Consider the following 19,260-nt stretch of genomic DNA (forward strand, 5'->3'; position numbering starts at 1 on the left):
CGTCCCGGCACCGCCGCAACCCGCACCCGCAACGCGAGGAGACTTCGTGGCAACCGACGCACCGCCCCCCTCCAAGGACGGAGCACCCCTGCCCTCCACCGAGGAGTTCGTCGAGGTGCAGCAGAGCGCGGAGTTCGGTGAACTGCGCCGCTCCTTCCGCTCCTTCGCCTTCCCGCTGACCATCGGCTTCGTCGCCTGGTACCTGCTGTACGTCCTGCTGTCGAACTACGCGGGCGACTTCATGGGCACCCGCCTGTTCGGCAACATCAACGTGGCCCTCGTGCTCGGCCTCGCCCAGTTCCTCACCACGTTCCTCATCGCCTGGTGGTGCGCGCGGCACGCCTCCACGCAGCTCGACCCGAAGGCCGACGCCATCAAGTCCCGTATGGAGGAAGGCGCATGAGCCGCGCGATCGCCCAGGCCCAGCAGGTCACCCTCGCCGCCGGGGAGGCGAGCGAGCACCGGACGCTGATCGTCACGCTGTTCGCGGTCTTCGTCCTCGTGACCCTCGTCATCACCGTCTGGGCCGGCCGCCAGACCCGCAGCGCCGCCGACTTCTACGCGGGCGGACGCCAGTTCACCGGATTCCAGAACGGACTCGCCGTCTCCGGCGACTACATGTCCGCCGCGTCCTTCCTCGGCATCGCGGGCGCCATCGCGCTGTTCGGCTACGACGGCTTCCTCTACTCGATCGGCTTCCTCGTCGCCTGGCTCGTCGCCCTGCTCCTGGTCGCCGAACCGCTGCGCAACTCCGGCCGCTACACGATGGGCGACGTCCTCGCCTACCGGATGCGCCAGCGCCCGGTGCGCACCGCGGCCGGCGTCTCCACCATCGTCGTGTCGATCTTCTACCTGCTGGCGCAGATGGCGGGCGCGGGCGTCCTGGTGTCGCTGCTGCTCGGCATCACCAGCGACGGCGGCAAGATCGGCATCGTGGCGCTGGTCGGCGTCCTGATGATCGTGTACGTGACCATCGGCGGCATGAAGGGCACCACCTGGGTGCAGATGGTCAAGGCCGTGCTGCTCATCATCGGCGCCCTGCTGCTGACCTTCCTGGTGCTGCTGAAGTTCAACTTCAACATCTCCGACCTGCTCGGCTCGGCGGCCGACAACAGCGGCAAGGGGCGGGCGTTCCTCGAACCCGGCCTCAAGTACGGCGCCACCAGCACCACCAAGCTGGACTTCCTCTCGCTCGGCATCGCCCTGGTGCTCGGCACCGCCGGACTGCCGCACATCCTGATCCGCTTCTACACGGTGCCGACCGCCAAGGCCGCCCGGAAGTCCGTGATCTGGGCCATCGGCCTGATCGGCGTCTTCTACCTGATGACCCTCGCCCTCGGCTTCGGCGCCGCCGCCCTGATCAAGCCGGACGAGATCATCGCCTCCAACAAGGCGGGCAACACCGCGGCACCGCTGCTCGCCCTGCATCTGGGCGGCGTGGACTCCAACTGGGGCGCCGTCCTGCTCGCCACGATCTCCGCGGTGGCGTTCGCGACGATCCTGGCCGTGGTCGCGGGGCTCACCCTCGCCTCGTCCTCGTCGTTCGCGCACGACATCTACGCGAACGTGATCAAGCGGGGGGAGGCCACCGAGAAGCAGGAGATCGGCGCCGCCCGCTGGGCGACCGTCGGCATCGGAGCGGTCTCCATCCTGCTCGGCGCCCTCGCCCGCGACCTGAACGTGGCGGGACTGGTCGCGCTGGCCTTCGCGGTCGCCGCGTCCGCGAACCTGCCGACCATCCTCTACAGCTTGTTCTGGAAGCGCTTCACCACCGCGGGCGCCCTCTGGTCCATCTACGGCGGCCTGGTCACCGCGGTCGGGCTGGTGCTCTTCTCGCCGGTGGTCTCCGGCAAGGAGACGTCGATGTTCCCCGACGTCGACTTCCACTGGTTCCCGCTGGAGAACCCCGGGCTCATCTCGATCCCGGTCGGCTTCCTGCTCGGCTGGCTCGGCACCCTGCTGTCGAAGGAGGAGCCCGACGCGGGCAAGTACGCCGAACTGGAGGTGCGCTCCCTCACCGGAACCGGGGCCGCCTGACCCCCTCCGTGCCCCTCGACGGCGGGGCCGCGTCGTAGATCCCTACGACGCGGCCCCGCCGTACCTGGTGCGATCGGCCGCTGTCGCCGTCGGTGATGTCACGTAGGCTCGCAAGTGTCGGAGCGTCGTACTCGTCATCGAGGGAGGGGGCCCCATGCTCATCGACACCTTCGGCCGAGTTGCCACCGACCTGCGTGTCTCGCTCACGGACCGCTGCAACCTGCGCTGCACCTACTGCATGCCCGAGGAAGGGCTCCAGTGGCTCGCCAAGCCCGACCTGCTGACCGACGACGAGATCGTCCGGCTGATCGACGTCGCCGTCGGCTCGCTCGGCGTCCGCGAGGTCCGCTTCACCGGCGGTGAGCCGCTGCTGCGTCCCGGACTCGTCGGCATCGTCGAGCGGGTCGCGGCCCTGGAGGCCCGCCCCCGCATGTCGCTCACCACCAACGGCATCGGGCTGCGGCGCACCGCCGCCGCGCTGAAGGCCGCGGGACTCGACCGTGTCAACGTCTCGCTGGACACCCTGCGACCGGACGTCTTCAAGGCCCTCACCCGCCGCGACCGGCACAAGGACGTCCTCGACGGACTGCTCGCGGCCCGCGACGCCGGTCTGACCCCGGTCAAGGTCAACACCGTCCTGATGCCCGGCCTCAACGCCGACGAGGCCCCCGACCTGCTGGCCTGGGCCGTCGCCCACGGCTACGAGCTGCGGTTCATCGAGCAGATGCCGCTCGACGCCCAGCACGGCTGGAAGCGCGAGGGCATGGTCACCGCCGACGACATCCTGGCCTCGCTGCGCACCCGCTTCGAGCTGACGCCCGAGGACCGCGGAGAGCGCGGCTCGGCGCCCGCGGAACGCTGGCTGGTGGACGGCGGACCGCACCGGGTCGGCGTCATCGGCTCCGTCACCCGCCCGTTCTGCGCGGAGTGCGACCGCACCCGCCTGACCGCCGACGGCCAGGTGCGCACCTGCCTGTTCGCCTCCGAGGAGACCGACCTGCGCGCGGCGCTGCGCTCCGGGGCGCCGGACGAGGAGATCGCGCGGATCTGGCGGACGGCCATGTGGGGCAAGAAGGCGGGCTCGGGGCTCGACGACCCCGCGTTCCTCCAGCCGGAGCGCCCGATGTCGGCGATCGGCGGCTGACCCCGCACGGGCCGGCCCGCCGGGAGGGGCGCTCAGCCCGACCGCTCGGCGGACTCCCACTCGTCGAACGCCACGACGTCCTTCAGGAACCCGCGCACCCCGAGGAACGACGACAGGTGCTCGCGGTGCTCGTCGCACGCCAGCCACGTCTTGCGCCGGTCCGGCGTGTGCAGCTTCGGGTTGTTCCACACGAGGACCCAGCACGCCGGCGCACGGCAGCCCTTGGCGGAACAGACAGGGGTCTCGTCACTCACAGATTCGTCTCACAGATACGCGGGATGCGCGGAACGCGCGGGAGAAACAAGGCGACGCCGAGCAGCCACGGGGGGAGCTGCCCGGCGTCGGTCTGTCGCTCCGACGGGGGATGCGGAGCGCTTGAGAAGTATGTCACGCACGACCCGCCGCCCGTCACCGGAACAATCCGATCGATCGCAGGCTTTTCCCGGTCTTGAGACAGAACTGACGCACCCCGGCGCCCGGTTGGGAGGGTCACGTCCGTTCGGCGCGCTCCGCGCGCGGGCCGTCCGCGGGACCGGCGGCGGCGTCCTCCGGGACGGCTTCCGTGAATCCGGTACCGCCGTTCGGAGCAGCCGGGCCGGCGCCGGTCACGGTGGCCACCGGGGGTGCGATCATCGGCCGGGCCGGCACGGTCACGAACGTCGACGGCAGGGACGGGACGTTCTCCCGCCCGGCGTTGGCGATCACCACGGCGACATAGGGGAGCAGCACACCGAGCGCGAGGGCCACGATCGCGACGTACCGCTCGACGTTCCACAGGGACGCCGCGAGGATCACCGCGAGCGTACGGATCGACATGGAGATGACGTAACGGCGCTGACGGCCGCGGACGTCCTCCTGGAGACCCGTCCGTGCCCCGGTGATCCGGAACACCTCGGTGCCGCCACCGCCGCTCTGCTTCCGCATCACGTTCCACCACCCGCCCGCATCGGACTCTCCCCGGCCCGACGTCCGGCCCGCCCCCGGCCGGGAGACCCGCACCGGACAGCGTCCACGTTACGCCGCGTGTCAGCCCGCTTCGAGAGCGGGGCGCCGATGAGCCGTGCGAACACACTGCGCGGTCCGCCGTACCGCCCGGCTCGACATGCGGCGTACGGCGGGCGGACCGAGACTGGGACGAACTGCTCACGTAGAGCCATCGAGGAGGCTGCAATGGGCTGGTTGTGGGCGATCATCGTCGGATTCGTGCTGGGTCTGATCGCGAAGGCGATCCTTCCCGGCAAGCAGCACAGCCCCCTGTGGCTGACCACCATCTTCGGCATGCTGGGGGCGATCGCCGGCAACGCGCTCGCCCGTGCCTTCGGGGTCGCGGCCACTCCGGGCATCGACTGGAGCCGGCACATCTTCCAGCTGGTCGCCGCGCTCGTCATCGTCTTCCTGGGCGACATGGCCTACATGGCGGTACGCGGCAACAAGAAGAAGCAACAGCAGGTCTGAGCCCCGCCCCGGCCCTCCGACGGCCGCGGCGAACGCCGAGGGGCGGCCCTCCCGCGACCGTGCGGGAGGGCCGCCCCTCGGCGTTCGTACCGGCGTCCGGCGTCCGGCGTCCGGCGTCCGGCGTCCGGCGTCCGGCTCAGGCGCCGGTGACCTCGACGGCCGCCAGGTTCCTCTTGCCCCGGCGCAGCAGCAGCCAGCGCCCGTGCAGCAGGTCCGACGCGGCGGGCACCGCGTCCTCGGCGGCCACCTTGACGTTGTTCACGTAGGCGCCGCCCTCCTTGACCGTGCGGCGCGCGGCGGACTTGCTGGCGACCAGACCGACCTCGGCGAACAGGTCCACCACCGGGCCCAGCTCGGCGATCCTCACCTGCGGCACCTCGGACAGCGCGGAGGCGAGCGTCCGCTCGTCCAGGTCCGCCAGCTCGCCCTGTCCGAACAGCGCGCGGGACGCGGCGACCACCGCGGCCGTCTGCTCCGCGCCGTGCACCAGGGTGGTCAGCTCCTCCGCGAGCGCGCGCTGCGCGGCACGGGCCTGCGGACGCTCCTCGGTCTGCCGCTCCAGCTCCTCGATCTCCTCGCGGGAGCGGAAGCTGAAGATCCGCAGGAACTTGGAGACGTCCCGGTCGTCCGCGTTCAGCCAGAACTGGAAGAACGCGTACGGCGACGTCATCTCCGGGTCCAGCCACACCGTGCCCGACTCGGTCTTGCCGAACTTCGTGCCGTCGGCCTTCGTGATCAGCGGCGTGCCCAGCGCGTGCACCACGGCGTCCGGCTCGACCCGGTGGATCAGGTCGGTGCCGGAGGTGAGGTTGCCCCACTGGTCGCTGCCGCCCGTCTGGAGGGTGCAGCCGTAGCGCCGGTACAGCTCCAGGAAGTCCATGCTCTGCAGGATCTGGTAGCTGAACTCGGTGTAGCTGATGCCCGCGTCCGAGTTGAGCCGCCGCGAGACGGCCTCCTTCGCGATCATCTTGTTGACCCGGAAGTGCTTGCCCACGTCCCGCAGGAACTCGATCGCCGACAGGCCCTGGGTCCAGTCCAGGTTGTTCACCATGACCGCGGCGTTCGGACCCTCGAAGTCCAGCAGCGGCAGGATCTGGCCCCGCAGCCGCTCCACCCACTGCGCCACGACGTCCGGCGCGTTCAGCGTCCGCTCGGCGGTCGGCTTCGGGTCGCCGATCAGGCCCGTGGCCCCGCCGACCAGCCCCAGCGGGCGGTTGCCCGCCTGCTGGATGCGGCGCATGGTCAGGATCTGCACGAGGTTGCCGAGGTGCAGGCTGGGCGCGGTCGGGTCGAAGCCGCAATAGAACGTGACGGGCCCGTCCGCGAACGCCTTGCGCAGTGCGTCCTCGTCCGTGGAGAGGGCGATCAGCCCGCGCCACGTCAGCTCGTCGACGATGTCCGTCACGTCTCTCGCGTCTCCTTGCATGGTTCTCCGGCCGCCGGTCGGCCGCCGGTCTACGAGGTTATACGCCCTGGCTGACCGAACTCATATTGAAATCGGGCACCCGCAGCGCGGGCATCGCCGCCCTGGTGAACCAGTCGCTCCACTCGCGCGGCAGGGTCCGCTCCGTGCGGCCCGCCTCGGTGGCCCGGCCCAGCAGGCCCACCGGCGACTCGTTGAACCGGAAGTTGTTCACCGCGCCCGTCACCTCGCCGTTCTCCACCAGGTACACGCCGTCCCGGGTCAGACCCGTGAGCAGTAGGGTCGCCGGGTCGACCTCGCGGATGTACCAGAGGCACGTCAGCAGCAGCCCGCGCCCGGTCGCCGCGACCATCTCGGCCAGCGAGCGGTCCTCGCCGCCGTCCAGGACCAGGTTGTCGATCGCGGGCGCCACCGGCAGGCCGGTCAGACCGGCGCCGTGCCTGCTGGTCGTCAGCCGGGACAGCTCGCCCCCGCTCACCCACTCCGTCGCCGCCAGCGGCAGCCCGTTGTCGAACACCGAGCGGTCGCCGCCCGAGGAGTGGGCCAGCACGAAGGGCGCCGACTCCAGGCCCGGCTCGTGCGGGTCGCTGCGCAGCGTCAGCGGCAGGTCGGTCAGTTTCTCGCCGACGCGGGTGCCGCCGCCGGAACGCGAGAACACCGTGCGGCCCTCGGCCGCGTCCCGGCCCGACGCCGACCACATCTGGTAGATCAGCAGGTCCGCGACGGCCGTCGGCGGCAGCAGCGTCTCGTACCGCCCGGCCGGCAGGTCCACCCGTCGCTCGGCCCAGCGCAGGCGCTCCGCCAACTCGGCGTCCAGGGAGGCCGGATCGACGTCCTTGAAGTCCCGGGTGGAGCGCCCCGCCCACGCCGACCTCGTCCGGTCGGGCGACTTCGCGTTCAGCTCCAGCGTCCCGGTGGGCTGGTCGTGCCGCAGCCGCAGCCCCGCCGACGTGCCCAGGTAGCTGGAGGTCAGCTCGTGGTTCGCGAACCCGTACAGCTCCCGGCCGCCGGCGCGGGCACGGGCGAACGACTCGCCGAGCGCGGGCGCGAACGCGTCGAACACCGCCGACGAGGTCTCGGCCGGCCGGTCCGTGAAGTCCGGCGACGCGGCCCCGCCGGACACCAACGGCTGTGCGTCCTCGGCGGGTTCGGCACCGCGCGCGGCGGCCTCGGCGGCGCGCACCAGCGGTTCGAGGTCGTCCGCGGTGACCGCCGAACGCGACACGACACCGGAGGCGGTGCCCCGCGCGCCGTCCACGGTCGCGATCACGGTGAGGGTACGGCCGCGGGTGACGCCGTTGGTGGTGAGCGCGTTGCCGGCCCAGCGCAGGTTGGCGCTGGACTGCTCGTCGGCGATCACGACGCAGCCGTCGGCCCGCGACAGCTCTAGCGCCCGCTCGACGACTTCGTGCGGCTTGCTGGTACGGGGACTCAACGTCCGGCCTCCTGCGTCGTGTTGAGAATGTTCACGCCCCTGAAGAGGGCCGAGGGGCAGCCGTGGGAGACCGCGGCGACCTGGCCCGGCTGGGCCTTTCCGCAGTTGAAGGCGCCGCCGAGCACGTACGTCTGCGGGCCGCCGACCGCCGCCATCGAACCCCAGAAGTCCGTCGTCGTGGCCTGGTAGGCGACGTCCCGGAGCTGCCCGGTGATCCGCCCGTTCTCGATGCGGAAGAAGCGCTGCCCGGTGAACTGGAAGTTGTAGCGCTGCATGTCGATCGACCAACTGCGGTCGCCCACCACGTAGATGCCCCGGTCCACCCCGCCGATCAGGTCCTCCGTCGACATGCCCGCCGGATCCGGACGCAGCGACACGTTCGCCATCCGCTGCACCGGCACGTGGCCCGGGGAGTCGGCGTACGCGCAGCCGTTGGAGCGCTCGAAGCCGGTCAGCCGGGCGATGCGGCGGTCGAGCTGGTAACCGGTGAGCGTGCCGTCCTTCACCAGGTCCCAGGACTGCGCCTCGACGCCCTCGTCGTCGAACCCGACGGTGGCCAGGCCGTGTTCGGCCGTGCGGTCGCCGGTGACGTTCATCAGCTCCGAGCCGTAGCGCAGCTTGCCGAGCTGGTCGAAGGTGGCGAACGAGGTCCCCGCGTACGCGGCCTCGTAGCCCAGCGCGCGGTCCAGCTCGGTGGCGTGACCGATCGACTCGTGGATCGTCAGCCACAGGTTGGACGGGTCGACCACCAGGTCGTACACCCCCGCCTCCACGCTCGGCGCGCGCATCTTCTCCGCCAGCAGCTCGGGCAGCCGGGCGAGTTCACCGTCCCAGTCCCAGCCGGTGCCGGTCAGGTACTCCCAGCCGCGTCCCACCGGCGGGGCCAGCGTGCGCATGGAGTCGAACTCGCCGCTCGACTCGTCGATCGAGACCGCCGTCAACTCCGGGTGCAGCCGCACCCGTTGCTGCGTGGTCACGGTGCCTGCGGTGTCGGCGTAGAACTTGTTCTCGTGCACGGTCACCAGCGAGGCGTCCACGTGGTCGACCCCGTCGGCCGCGAGCAGCCGCGCGCTCCAGCCGGCCAGCAGCTCGGCCTTCTCCTCGTCCGGCACGGTGAACGGGTCGATCGCGTACGACGAGACCCACGTCCGGTCGGCGTGCACCGGCTCGGCGGCGAGTTCCACCCGCTCGTCGGAGCCCGCCGCGCGGATCACCTTCGCGGACAGCTGCGCCATCGCCACGGCCTGCGAGGCGACCTTGGCGGCGGCGTCCAGCGTCAGGTCCACGCCGGAGGCGAACCCCCAGGTCCCGCCGTGCACGACCCGTACCGCGTACCCGAGGTCGGTGGTGTCCGACGACCCGGCGGGCCGCGCGTCCCGCAGCCGCAGGGACGCGCCGCGCACCCGCTCGAACCGGAAGTCGGCGTGCTCGGCCCCCAGCGCCCGCGCCCGCGCCAGCGCCGCGTCGGCGAGGGGGCGCAGGGGCAGGGCGAGGAACGACTGATCGATGTCATGGGGCACGGGTGGGGATCCCTTCGCTCCGGCCAACGGCCCGTCCTGTGCGGTGCCGCGTCGCAGGACGGAAGTGAAGCACGTCCGGCATGCCCGGCACACGGTGGTTCCGCGCGCGGTCCGCCCCGCCGTCCCGGCGGTGCCGCGGGCGGCCGGACTGTGGAAACCCGACAGGAGGCGGGGGACGCCACTGTCGATGCCCGATTGTCCCGGCGAGCGGCGCTGACGATAGGTTTCCGTGGAAGCCGCCTGCCATCCATGTGTTCGGGGTGTCCGGGCGGGCTGTGCCAGACCGCTATCGAAAGGGTGATCCGTTGAGCCGCTCGGTTCTCGTCACCGGAGGCAACCGGGGCATCGGCCTCGCCATCGCCCGCGCGTTCGCCGAGGCCGGCGACAAGGTCGCCGTCACGTACCGCTCGGGTGAACCGCCGGAGGCCCTGACCGCGCTGGGTGTCCTCGGCGTCAAGTGCGACATCACCGACACCGAGCAGGTGGAGCAGGCCTACAAGGAGATCGAGGCCGCGCACGGCCCGGTCGAGGTCCTGGTCGCCAACGCCGGCATCACCAAGGACCAGCTCCTGATGCGCATGTCCGAGGAGGACTTCACCTCGGTCGTCGACACGAACCTCACGGGCACCTTCCGCGTGGTCAAGCGGGCCAACCGCGCCATGCTGCGGGCCAAGAAGGGCCGCGTCGTGCTGATCTCCTCCGTGGTCGGACTGCTCGGCTCGGCGGGACAGGCGAACTACGCCGCGTCCAAGGCCGCCATGGTCGGCTTCGCGCGCTCCCTCGCCCGCGAGCTGGGGTCCCGCAACATCACCTTCAACGTCGTCGCGCCCGGCTTCGTCGACACCGACATGACCAAGGCGCTCACCGACGAGCAGCGCGCCGGCATCGTGTCCCAGGTGCCGCTCGGCCGCTACGCGCAGCCGGAGGAGATCGCCGCGACGGTGCGGTTCCTCGCCTCGGACGACGCTTCGTACATCACTGGAGCCGTCATCCCCGTTGACGGCGGACTGGGAATGGGTCACTGATCACCATGAGCGGAATCCTCGAGGGCAAGCGCGTCCTGATCACCGGCGTACTGCTGGAGTCGTCCATCGCCTTCCACGCCGCGAAGCTGGCCCAGGAGCAGGGCGCGGAGATCGTCCTGACCGCGTTCCCGCGGCCCACGCTGACCGAGCGCATCGCCAAGAAGCTGCCGAAGCCCACCAAGGTCATCGAGCTCGACGTCACCAACGACGAGCACCTGGCCCGCCTCGCCGACCTCGTGTCCGCGGAGCTGGGCGGCCTCGACGGCGTCGTGCACTCCATCGGCTTCGCGCCGCAGGACGCCATGGGCGGCAACTTCCTGAACACGCCGTTCGAGTCGGTCGCCACCGCCATGCACGTCTCCGCCTTCTCCCTGAAGTCGCTGACCATGGCCTGCCTGCCGCTCATGCAGGACGGCGGCTCGGTCGTCGGCCTCACCTTCGACGCGCAGTACGCCTGGCCGCAGTACGACTGGATGGGCCCCGCGAAGGCCGCCCTGGAGGCGACCAACCGCTACCTCGCCCGCGACCTGGGCAAGCAGAACGTGCGGTCCAACCTGATCTCGGCCGGGCCGATCGGCTCGATGGCCGCGAAGTCCATCCCGGGCTTCTCCGACCTGGCCGCCGTGTGGGACACCCGCGCCCCGCTGGAGTGGAACCTCAACGACCCCGAGCCGGCCGGCCGCGGCATCGTCGCGCTGCTCAGCGACTGGTTCCCGAAGACCACCGGCGAGATCATCCACGTCGACGGCGGCCTGCACGCGATCGGCGCCTGAACGCGTCGCACGCCCCCGCGGCCCCCGACGCCCCGTCCCCGCCCCGTGCGGGCGGCGGGGCGTCGCCCGTTCGGGCTACCCGGCCGGGCGGGGCGGGGCGTCGGACGGTCACTGTTGGAGTACGCGTTCACCCACGTGGTTCCCTCCCCAGCCCGGCCGAGGAGGTCTCCCTTGTGCGCCTGTCCAGCAGACTGGCCCCAGCCGTCGTCGCCGCCGCGCTCCTGACGTCCCTGCCGTTCGAGGGGCTCCCGCAGACCGGCGTGCGCGACATCGGCCCGGTCGCTCCGCGGCTCTCCGGCGCCCAGTGCCGCACCACGGTGGACGGCTCCCGCGTCACGGCCTACTGCCACAACCCGTACCCGGCGACGGACCGGGTCAGCCTGCACATCGAGTGCGACCGCTGGTGGGACGTCGACAGCGACGGCGCCCCCGTCGCGACGGGCCCCGCGCAGACCGTGCGGCTGACCGGCCGGTGCTGGAAGGAGATCCACTCCGCGTGGGTCGGGCACGATCCCCGGGGGCGCTGAACCCGAGGGGCGCTACGCCGCGTCCGGAGGAGTGCCGAACGGGCCCGGCCGGCACGGGCGCGGATAGCCCTCGGCCTCCGCCGCCGCCGTCGCGGCGTCGCCCGTGCGGATCGCGTCGACCACGCGCGTGTGGTCGAGGAGCGTGTCCGGGGTGAGCTTCTCCCCGACGTCGTCGCGCAGCCAGTCCCGGAGCACCTCGCCGAGGTCCGCGTACATCGCCGTCATGACGTCGTTGTGCGAGGCGGCGACGAGGGCCATGTGGAACGAGGTGTCGGCCGTCACGAAGGCCTCCGTGTCGCCGGACTCCCACGCCTCGCCGCGCCGCACCAGCAGCGCGTCGAGCTGCTTGAGGTCCTTCTCGGTGCGCCGCTCGGCGGCCAGGCGCGCGGCCCCCGACTCCAGCGTGGAGCGCAGTTCGGCGATGTGCCGCGGGTCCGCGTCGGCGAAGCGCCGGTGCATCACCCCGGCCAGCTCGCTGGTCGCGGCGACGTAGGTGCCCGAGCCCTGGCGGATGTCCAGCAGGCCGTTGTGCGCGAGGGCGCGGACAGCCTCGCGGACCGTGTTGCGCGCGACCCCGAGCTGTTCGACGAGTTCCGGCTCGGTCGGGATGCGCGACCCGACGGGCCACTCGCCCGAGGCGATCTGGGCGCGCAGCGCGGCGATGACCTGCTCGGAGAGCGCCGAGCGACGGGGATGGCTCAGGGGCATGGCACACCTTCGCACGCGAGGACGGGAACGGTGGGGTCCGGGGCTGGACAACCAATCATCCCATGATTCTATGATGGTCCACATGGCCCCCGAGGAATCCCGACCCCAGAACCCCACCCTGACGTCCGTCAAGTCCGCGCCGGAGCCGCACTCCGGGTCCGGCAGCCCCGAGACCGGGCGCGCGTCCGGCGAGCCCCGCGGCACCGGTACGGCGGGCGGCGCCCCGCGCGCGTGGGCGGTACGGCTGGTCGTCGTCGGCATCGTGCTGTCCGCCCTGAACCTGCGCCCCGCGATCACCAGCCTCGGTGCCCTCCTGGAGGAGGTCCGCGACGGACTCGGCATGAGCGGCAGCGTCGCCGGGCTCCTCACCTCCGTACCGCCGCTCTGCTTCGCCGCCTTCGGCGTCATGGCGCCCCGCCTCGCCCGGCGGTTCGGCGCGCCCGCGGTGGTCTGCGCCGGCATGGCCGCGATCACCGCCGGCCTGTTGCTGCGGCCCTACGTCGGCGGCACCGCCGGATTCCTCGTGGGCAGCGCGCTGGCACTCATGGGCATCGCGGTCAGCAACGTCCTCATGCCGGTCGTCGTCAAGCGCTGGTTCCCCGACCGGGTCGGCTCGATGACCGGGCTCTACTCGATGGCGCTCGCCATCGGCACCTCCGTCGCCGCGGCGGCCACCGTGCCCCTGACCGACGCGCTGGGCGGCGGCTGGCAGCCCGGCCTCGCCGTGTGGGCCGCGCTGGCCGCCGTCGCCGTGCTGCCCTGGCTGCCGCTCGTGCGCGCCGGGCGCGCGGGGGAGCGGGCCGAGGCGTCCCGGGCGGCGGAACCCCGTCCGGGCGCCGCCCCGGCACCCGCGCTGCGCATCACCCGCAGCCGCACCGCCTGGGCGCTCGCCGTGTTCTTCGGGCTCCAGGCGACCGCCGCCTACATCACGATGGGCTGGATGGCGCAGATCTTCCGGGACGCCGGCGTCTCGGCGGGCACCGCGGGCGTGCTCCTGGCCGTCACCATGGCGATGGGCATACCGCTCGCCTTCGTCATCCCCCGGGTCGCCACGCGGCTGCCCCACCAGGGCCCGATCGTCGTCGTGCTCGGCGTCTGCGGCCTCGCCGGATACGCGGGGCTGTACCTCGCGCCCGCCGGCGGCGCCTGGGCCTGGGCCGTCCTGCTGGGCATCTCCAACTGCGCCTTCCCGCTCGCCCTGACGATGGTCGGCATGCGGGCGCGGACCGGACCGGGCGTGGCCCAGCTCTCGGCGTTCGCGCAGAGCACCGGCTACCTCATCTCCATCCCCGGGCCGCTGCTCGTCGGCGTGCTCTACCAGACCAGCGGCGGCTGGGGCGTGCCGATCGCGCTGATGGCCGCCCTGATGCTGCCGCAGATGGTGGTGGGCTACCTGGCGGGCCGCGACCGCACGGTGGAGGACGAGGCGGCGGCCGCGGCCGGCGCCCGCTGAGCCGCCGCCCGGCTCGAACACCCGTCCCGTCCGCCCCGCCGTGCCACCCCCGGCCGCCGGGGCGGGGGACCGGGTGGGACACTGTTGCGCATGCCAGTGCTCGATCCGAATCCCCAGAACGGCCAGAAGAAGATGCTGCTCGTCTTCGGCTCGTTCTTCCTCATCTTCGTGATCATCGCCGTCATCGCGTCGATCGCCTCCCCCTGACCGGTCCGGCCGCCGCGACGACGGGTCCGGCCGCCGCGACCGCCCCACGCCTCCCGCCGGTCCCGCGCGCGTACCCGTGCGCCCCGCGGGGTGGGGCTAACCCCCCGTCCCCTAGGGGGCGAGTGTCAGGGTGGAGTGGGTGGATCACCGGATGGGCCGGTGGCCGCGGATTCCGTAGCGTTTTCCATGGCCGCGGACATGCGGACCACGGACCACGCGGAGACCAGCGGAGGCAGTCATGTCGGCCCGTACGCACACCCGGCCCCACCCGGCGACCACGGGTGTCGTCGGCAGTCGCCTGCCCTGGTGGGCACTGGCGCTCCCGGCTCTCGCGTTCGTCGTCCTGCTCGTGCTGATACAGAACCCGGCGGACGCCCACGCCTCCGCCGGCGACCCCTCGATCGCCCGGTTCCTCACGCAGGCCCGGCACCTGATCGCCGGCTAGCGCCGCGGGCCCCGGGGGCCCCGCCACCCTGCCCGCTTCGTCCGGCAAGCGACCGTCACGTCCCCTCACGCCCGCCTGCCAACTCCCTGCGACGTGTGGTCTGTTTCGTGCGAAGCTGGTACCCATGAGCGTCGCAGAACCGCGCAGGATCGTCCTCTTCCGCCATGCGAAAGCCGACTGGCCGGAGGTGACCGACCACGAGCGTCCGCTCGCCGAACGCGGGCGCACGGACGCGGCGGCCGCCGGGCTCAAACTGGCGGACACCGGCATCCCCTTCGACCTGGCCCTGTGCTCCACCGCCGTCAGGACCCGGGAGACGTGGAAGTTCGCCGTGCAGGAGTTCCCGCACCGGCCGAAGACCGTCTACGAGGAGCGGATCTACGACGCCTCGCCCGGCGAACTGATCGCCGTCCTGAACGAGACGCCGGACGACGCCCGCAACGTCCTGCTGATCGGCCACAACCCCGGCGTGCAGGGCGTCACCGACGTCCTCGCCGGCTCCGTCGAGGGCGACACCCGCACCCGGCTGGAGCGCAGGGGCTTCCCGACCGCCGCGTTCGCCGTCCTGACCTTCGACGGCTCCTGGAAGGACCTGGAACCGGGCGTCGCGACCCTGCGCGACTACTGGGCCCCCTCGGAGTGAGCGACCGGGCGACCGCGTAGACGGGCGCGTACGTACCGAAGGGCCGGGCCCCGCCTGTCGGCGGCGGCCCGGCCCTTCGGTGTCCGCGCTGCTCAGCCCTCGTCGTCCATGTCGGCGGCCTCGACCTCTTCGCGGGTGATGCCCAGCAGGTACAGCACGGTGTCCAGGAACGGCACGTTGACCGCGGTGTGCGCCGCCTCGCGCACGACGGGCTTCGCGTTGAACGCGACGCCCAGACCGGCCGCGTTCAGCATGTCGAGGTCGTTGGCGCCGTCACCGATCGCGACGGTCTGCGACAGCGGCACCCCGGCGGCGTCGGCGAACCGGCGCAGCAGCCGCGCCTTGCCCGCGCGGTCCACGATCTCGCCGGTCACCCGGCCGGTCAGCCGCCCGTCGGCGATCTCCAGGGTGTTGGCCTGCGCGAAGTCGAGCCCGAGCCGTTCCCGCAGGTCGTCGGTGACCTGGGTGAACCCGCCGGAGACCACGCCCACCTGGTAGCCGAGCCGCTTCAGGGTGCGGATCAGGGTGCGCGCGCCGGGCGTCAGCCGCACCTCGCTGCGCACCTTGTCCACCACCGAGGCGTCCAGCCCGGCCAGCAGCGCCACGCGTGCGTGCAGGGACTGCTCGAAGTCCAGCTCCCCGCGCATCGCGGCGGCGGTCACCTCGGCGACCCTGTCCTCGCAGCCGGCGTGCGCGGCGAAGAGCTCGATCACCTCGTCCTGGATGAGCGTCGAGTCCACGTCCATCACGACCAGCCGCTGCGCCCGGCGGTGCAGCCCGGCGCCGACCACCGCGATGTCCACGCCGAGCGCGGAGGCGCCGGTCACCAGGGCCGTCCGCAGGTTCTCCGTGGCCACGCCCGAGACGGCGAACTCCACTGCCGTCACGGGGTACTTGGCGAGGCGGAAGACGCGGTCGATGTTGCCGCCCGCCTTGGTGATCCGCGAGGCGATGGCCGCCGTCGACTCGGCGGTGAGCGGGTTCCCGAGCACAGTGACGAGTGAACGCCCGTGCCCGCGGGGCCTGTTGTCGCCGGTGCCGGAGATGATCTCCGCCTGCATCCCGACGGACTCGGCCCAACTGTGCACGGTGGCCCGCAGGTCGCCCTCCAGCCCGGCGGGCGGGTGGGTCACCAGCGCGCACAGCACCATCCGGCCGCGGGTGACGACCTGCTCGATGTCGACGACGTCGACGGAGTAGGCGGCGAGGGTGTCGAAGAGGCCGGCCGTGATGCCCGGCCTGTCCTTGCCGAAGATCTTGACGAGGAGCGTGGGAACGTCGGAGGTCTGCGCAGCGTCCATGGTGATCCCCACCGTATCCGGCACTCAGTGCCGCACGACGCGGTGGTCCGCCTGACGGACACGGAACAGCGGACGGCGGTCCGGTGACGCGGAGGCGCTCCGCGCGCGGGGCGGCGCCGGCGCTTCCGGGGTTGCCCGCCGGGTTCCGGTCGCCCGCACGACCGCACGACCGCCCGGTGGGCCGGACCCTCGTCGCGATCACCCGGGCCCGAGCCGCGTCACGGGTCGGCACGGGGCGGGGGTGGTGTCCGCGCGGGGAACCCCGTCTGCCGGGGCGTGGGTCGGCCCGGGGGTGCCGGTGTCCGGGTGGGTGAGCACCCGGATACGGCGGGTCCGCGGGTCGCCTGGCCGGTGGGTCGTGCCACGGGCCTGGACGCGGGCTTGGTGCAGGGCCCCGGGTACGGATGCGGGTCGTGTCCGCGCGGCCGATCGGCGCACCGGCCTTGACGAGTCCCTTCGCGCAGGGGGCGTGCGGGTGTCGGGTCCGTCTGCCCGCCGCTTTTCGGCCCAGCGGAGAGGCCCTTTCGGCGCGCGCCTTCGCAGCGCGGGGCAGGCCCTTCGCCGTGCCGGGCGAGCACCCGAGCGCGCGGGTACGCGATCGTCCGCCGGGTATGCCGAGCGGCGCCCCGGGGCCGAGCCCGCGTCATGGGCGCCTGGTGTCTAGGTGCCTGCGCAGGGGTGGGTGGTGTCCGCCAGTCGCGCTCGTCTGCCGCCCGGGTACGCACTTGTGCCGCGCCGTGCAAGCCCTCCGCCACGGCGGGTACGCGGGCGCCCGTCCGCCGCCCCGAGCGCGCGCTCCCGCCGTGCCGGTCGAGCCTTCCCGCCCCGGCGGGTACGCGGGGGCCCGCCCGTCGCGCCGTACGGCGACGCGCAGTCGCGCCCGTCCGCGGCCCCGAGCGCGCGCTCCCGCCGTGCCGGTCGAGCCTTCCCGCCACGGCGCATACGCGGGCATCCGCCCCGCACGCCGCATGGCGACCCGTCGGGAGGCCCCGGGCCTGCCCTCCGGGCGAACGGCGCAGCAGCTCACCGGACGCGGCCCTGGCCATTGCCCTGGCTCCGGCCCAGCGCCCAGAGCGCTACGTCATCGGCCCGGCGGCGTCGGCCAGTCGCTGAAGGGCGTTGCCGGGAGCGCGAGTTGGCGTCTGCCCCTGCGGGCGCCGTCGCCGCCCCCGTCACCCCTACCGCTGCCCCCGAGGCCCTCCGCGCGGTGGCGGCGGTGGTGGGGGCGGGGGCGGTGGGCCGTCGTCCCGCGGGGTCGGTGGGCGCCCGCCCGGTCGTCCCCCCGGTCGTCGTGGGCCCGGGGTGCCCGGACCGACCGGGCCGATCATCGTCTCGGCGCCCGCCACGTCGTCCCCCGGGCGGCCGCCGGGCGGCCGGGGCGCCGGCGTACCCCCTCGCGGAGAACCGCCGCGCGGCCCCGGTGCCCCCTGCGTTCCCGCCTCCCCCCACCGTCCCGGCCCCGACTGCCGCAGCTCCTCCGGCACGCGCAGGTACGGATTCGTGTCGGGGTTGGGCGGCCGGTACGGCGTCCCCGGTGCGTACGGGCCGTCCGGCGCCGCCGGTGGCCGAGGCCCGGCGTCCGGGGCGGCGCCGCCGCCCGCCGCGGCACCCCGGGCCAGTACCGCCGCCCGCCGGCCGGCCGCCCCCGCCGCGCGGGCGAGCAGCGCCCCGGCCGCTCCCGCGCCCGCTCCCCAGAGCGCGCCCAGGAGCAGTGCCGCGGCCAGGTGGCCGTGGAGTTCGACGCCCGCGCCGAACGCGTCGAGGCCGAGCACGGACAGGGACGCGTTCACCGATACGTCGGTGAGCCAGGTGAGGAGGGGCAGGGCGAGCGCGGTCGCCGTCCCGAGCCGCAGCGCGCACGCCCCCGCGAACCGCAGGACGCCGGGGGGCGCGGCGCTCCCGCCGTACGGTGTGCGGACCGCCGTCAGCACCCCGGCGAGCAGCATCATCAGCGCCGTCGCGACCGCCAACAGCCATACTCTGTCGTCGAGTTCGGCCAGCCGGCCGAGCGTGACGGGCCGGTCGGACCCGGCGTCCAGGAGCCGGTCGAGCGGATTGGGGAGCAGCCCCGTGAGCGCGCCCGTCGCGGTGCCGTCCCACGGCACGAACAGGCCGAGCGGGACGGCGAGCCACACGCCGTTCGGGGCGCCGAGCAGTGCCGACCCGGCGATCCGGCCGGGGTGGTCGTCGCGGAGCGCCGCGTACCCCGCCGCCGCCAGCCCGGCGGCCACGGCCACGAGCAGCACGGCGACGAGCGCGGAGACGGCCGGCCGTACCGCTCGGTGCACGACGCCCCAGCCGGGCGGCAGCGGGGTGCGGCGGGAGGCCAGCAGGGCGATCAGCAGGACGCCCGTCACCCACGCGAGACCGCCGAGCAGGGTGGGCCCGGTGTCGACGGCGAACCCGACCGCGGCCTTCGCGTCCACCAGGTCGCCGACCTTGCCCGGCAGCAGCCCGCCGAGGTCGCCGAGCCCGGGGATTTTCGTTCCGCCGGAGCCGCCGGACCCGCCCCCCGGCAGGTCGTCCAGGCCGAGCGAGGCGCCGTCGATCGTGACGACGTCGTGGCCGGCCCACGCGAGGCCGCCGAGCATCGCGACGAACAGGACCGCCACCGAGGCCGCGCGGGCCACGAGTTCGGCCGCGGAGATCTCAACTCCCGCGCCGCGCAGGGATCTCAGGAAGAGCCACGACAGCAGCAGCGCGCCGACCAGTCCCACGCCCAGTGGCGTGATCGTGACGGCGGTGTGCGCCTCGGCGCCGCTCAGGCCGAACGCGGAGACGTCGCCGGACGGGGTCACCGAGCCGCCCGAGCCGAGCGCGACGGCGGCGGCCGTCAACGGGCCCAGCGAACCGGCCCGGTCGGCCCCCACCAGGTGCAGGCCGAGCGCGGCCGTGCCCGCCATCCCGATCAGCGCCCAGCTCACCGCGGCGACCGCGGACAGCAGGATGTTCCCCCAGGGCGGCCGGCGGCCGGCACCCCTGCTTCGGACACTCGCGGCAGACGTCATGCAGACCCCCCGATCCACGGCGCGGCACCGCGCCCATCCCCCCGGTGGGACTACCACTTTCCGGGGCGGTTCCAACCTCGTCAACGCAACCGCGGAGGGCACCCGCGCACTCTTCACAGGGTCAGGGTTTCGGACAGGGCGGCGAGCCTGAAATAG

19 protein-coding genes are annotated in these 19,260 nt (G+C 73.3%); 11 read left to right on the forward strand and 8 right to left on the reverse strand.

The window, feature by feature from the left end; translation table 11 throughout:
- Positions 1-46 precede the first annotated feature (46 nt).
- The 3 genes from ACFZA0_RS05525 to moaA all read left to right on the forward strand — a co-directional run bounded on the left by ACFZA0_RS05525 (position 47) and on the right by moaA (position 3,181).
- Positions 47-403, forward strand: a complete 357-nt coding sequence (locus tag ACFZA0_RS05525) for a DUF485 domain-containing protein (protein WP_391011618.1) — start codon at positions 47-49, stop codon at positions 401-403.
- Positions 400-2,037: a sodium/solute symporter gene (locus ACFZA0_RS05530; protein ID WP_391011621.1), complete on the forward strand. Its 1,638-nt coding sequence runs from the start codon at positions 400-402 to the stop codon at positions 2,035-2,037. Before ACFZA0_RS05525 ends, ACFZA0_RS05530 begins: the two co-directional genes overlap by 4 nt.
- A 154-nt stretch (positions 2,038-2,191) precedes the next feature.
- Positions 2,192-3,181, forward strand: a complete 990-nt coding sequence (gene moaA, locus ACFZA0_RS05535; RefSeq protein ID WP_391011623.1) for a GTP 3',8-cyclase MoaA — start codon at positions 2,192-2,194, stop codon at positions 3,179-3,181.
- Positions 3,182-3,213: 32 nt separating this feature from the next.
- Here moaA and ACFZA0_RS05540 read toward each other — a convergent pair whose 3' ends face one another.
- Both ACFZA0_RS05540 and ACFZA0_RS05545 read right to left on the reverse strand, forming a co-directional pair.
- Positions 3,214-3,435 (reverse strand): hypothetical protein, encoded by a 222-nt coding sequence (locus tag ACFZA0_RS05540; RefSeq protein WP_391011626.1) that lies wholly within the window; start codon positions 3,433-3,435, stop codon positions 3,214-3,216.
- Between the two features lie 235 nt (positions 3,436-3,670).
- Entirely contained in the window at positions 3,671-4,105 is a 435-nt protein-coding gene (locus ACFZA0_RS05545; RefSeq protein ID WP_391011629.1) for a DUF3099 domain-containing protein, read from the reverse strand.
- A gap of 246 nt (positions 4,106-4,351) precedes the next feature.
- Between ACFZA0_RS05545 and ACFZA0_RS05550 the strand changes: the two genes are divergently transcribed.
- Positions 4,352-4,636, forward strand: coding sequence for a GlsB/YeaQ/YmgE family stress response membrane protein (locus tag ACFZA0_RS05550; RefSeq protein WP_391011632.1), 285 nt, complete (start codon positions 4,352-4,354; stop codon positions 4,634-4,636).
- A 136-nt stretch (positions 4,637-4,772) separates the two neighbouring features.
- Here the strand turns inward: ACFZA0_RS05550 and tyrS are convergent, their stop codons facing one another.
- The 3 genes from tyrS to ACFZA0_RS05565 are packed head-to-tail and all read right to left on the reverse strand — an operon-like array spanning position 4,773 to position 9,014.
- A complete protein-coding gene (tyrS, locus tag ACFZA0_RS05555) occupies positions 4,773-6,041 on the reverse strand; it encodes a tyrosine--tRNA ligase (protein WP_391011634.1) in 1,269 nt (422 codons plus the stop codon).
- Between the two features lie 58 nt (positions 6,042-6,099).
- The gene (locus ACFZA0_RS05560; RefSeq protein WP_391011637.1) at positions 6,100-7,494 is read right to left on the reverse strand and encodes a metallopeptidase TldD-related protein; all 1,395 of its coding nucleotides are present in this window, start codon (positions 7,492-7,494) and stop codon (positions 6,100-6,102) included.
- A complete protein-coding gene (locus tag ACFZA0_RS05565) occupies positions 7,491-9,014 on the reverse strand; it encodes a metallopeptidase TldD-related protein (protein ID WP_391011640.1) in 1,524 nt (507 codons plus the stop codon). Before ACFZA0_RS05565 ends, ACFZA0_RS05560 begins: the two co-directional genes overlap by 4 nt.
- 305 nt (positions 9,015-9,319) lie before the next feature.
- On the opposite strand from ACFZA0_RS05565, the gene fabG reads away from it, so the two are divergent.
- The 3 genes from fabG to ACFZA0_RS05580 all read left to right on the forward strand — a co-directional run bounded on the left by fabG (position 9,320) and on the right by ACFZA0_RS05580 (position 11,339).
- Positions 9,320-10,039, forward strand: coding sequence for a 3-oxoacyl-[acyl-carrier-protein] reductase (gene fabG / locus ACFZA0_RS05570; RefSeq protein WP_391011643.1), 720 nt, complete (start codon positions 9,320-9,322; stop codon positions 10,037-10,039).
- A gap of 5 nt (positions 10,040-10,044) precedes the next feature.
- Positions 10,045-10,812 carry an enoyl-ACP reductase FabI gene (gene fabI / locus ACFZA0_RS05575; RefSeq protein ID WP_391011646.1) on the forward strand — a complete coding sequence of 256 codons (768 nt, stop codon included), beginning with the start codon at positions 10,045-10,047 and terminating at the stop codon, positions 10,810-10,812.
- Between the two features lie 173 nt (positions 10,813-10,985).
- Positions 10,986-11,339 (forward strand): hypothetical protein, encoded by a 354-nt coding sequence (locus ACFZA0_RS05580; RefSeq protein WP_391011649.1) that lies wholly within the window; start codon positions 10,986-10,988, stop codon positions 11,337-11,339.
- A gap of 12 nt (positions 11,340-11,351) precedes the next feature.
- Here the strand turns inward: ACFZA0_RS05580 and ACFZA0_RS05585 are convergent, their stop codons facing one another.
- Positions 11,352-12,047, reverse strand: coding sequence for an FCD domain-containing protein (locus ACFZA0_RS05585; protein WP_391011652.1), 696 nt, complete (start codon positions 12,045-12,047; stop codon positions 11,352-11,354).
- A gap of 82 nt (positions 12,048-12,129) precedes the next feature.
- Here ACFZA0_RS05585 and ACFZA0_RS05590 point away from each other — a divergent pair, with 82 nt between their 5' ends.
- The 4 genes from ACFZA0_RS05590 (at position 12,130) to ACFZA0_RS05605 (ending at position 14,795) form a co-directional block, all read left to right on the forward strand.
- Complete coding sequence (locus ACFZA0_RS05590; RefSeq protein ID WP_391011655.1) at positions 12,130-13,500, forward strand: CynX/NimT family MFS transporter; 1,371 nt, start codon at positions 12,130-12,132, stop codon at positions 13,498-13,500.
- Positions 13,501-13,590: 90 nt separating this feature from the next.
- Positions 13,591-13,707, forward strand: coding sequence for an SGM_5486 family transporter-associated protein (locus tag ACFZA0_RS05595; RefSeq protein ID WP_391011657.1), 117 nt, complete (start codon positions 13,591-13,593; stop codon positions 13,705-13,707).
- Between the two features lie 238 nt (positions 13,708-13,945).
- A complete protein-coding gene (locus ACFZA0_RS05600) occupies positions 13,946-14,152 on the forward strand; it encodes a hypothetical protein (RefSeq protein ID WP_391011660.1) in 207 nt (68 codons plus the stop codon).
- Between the two features lie 124 nt (positions 14,153-14,276).
- On the forward strand, positions 14,277-14,795 hold the full coding sequence (locus ACFZA0_RS05605) for a histidine phosphatase family protein (protein WP_391011662.1): 519 nt from the start codon (positions 14,277-14,279) through the stop codon (positions 14,793-14,795).
- A 92-nt stretch (positions 14,796-14,887) separates the two neighbouring features.
- On the opposite strand, the gene serB is transcribed toward ACFZA0_RS05605, so the two are convergent.
- Together serB and ACFZA0_RS05615 are read right to left on the reverse strand one after the other, a co-directional pair.
- Entirely contained in the window at positions 14,888-16,096 is a 1,209-nt protein-coding gene (gene serB / locus ACFZA0_RS05610; protein WP_391011665.1) for a phosphoserine phosphatase SerB, read from the reverse strand.
- Positions 16,097-17,274: 1,178 nt separating this feature from the next.
- Positions 17,275-19,104, reverse strand: coding sequence for a streptophobe family protein (locus ACFZA0_RS05615; protein WP_391011668.1), 1,830 nt, complete (start codon positions 19,102-19,104; stop codon positions 17,275-17,277).
- Positions 19,105-19,260: the final 156 nt, after the last annotated feature.

The sequence above is a fragment of the Streptomyces sp. NPDC008150 genome, from assembly GCF_042956945.1.
Lineage (GTDB): Bacteria > Actinomycetota > Actinomycetes > Streptomycetales > Streptomycetaceae > Streptomyces.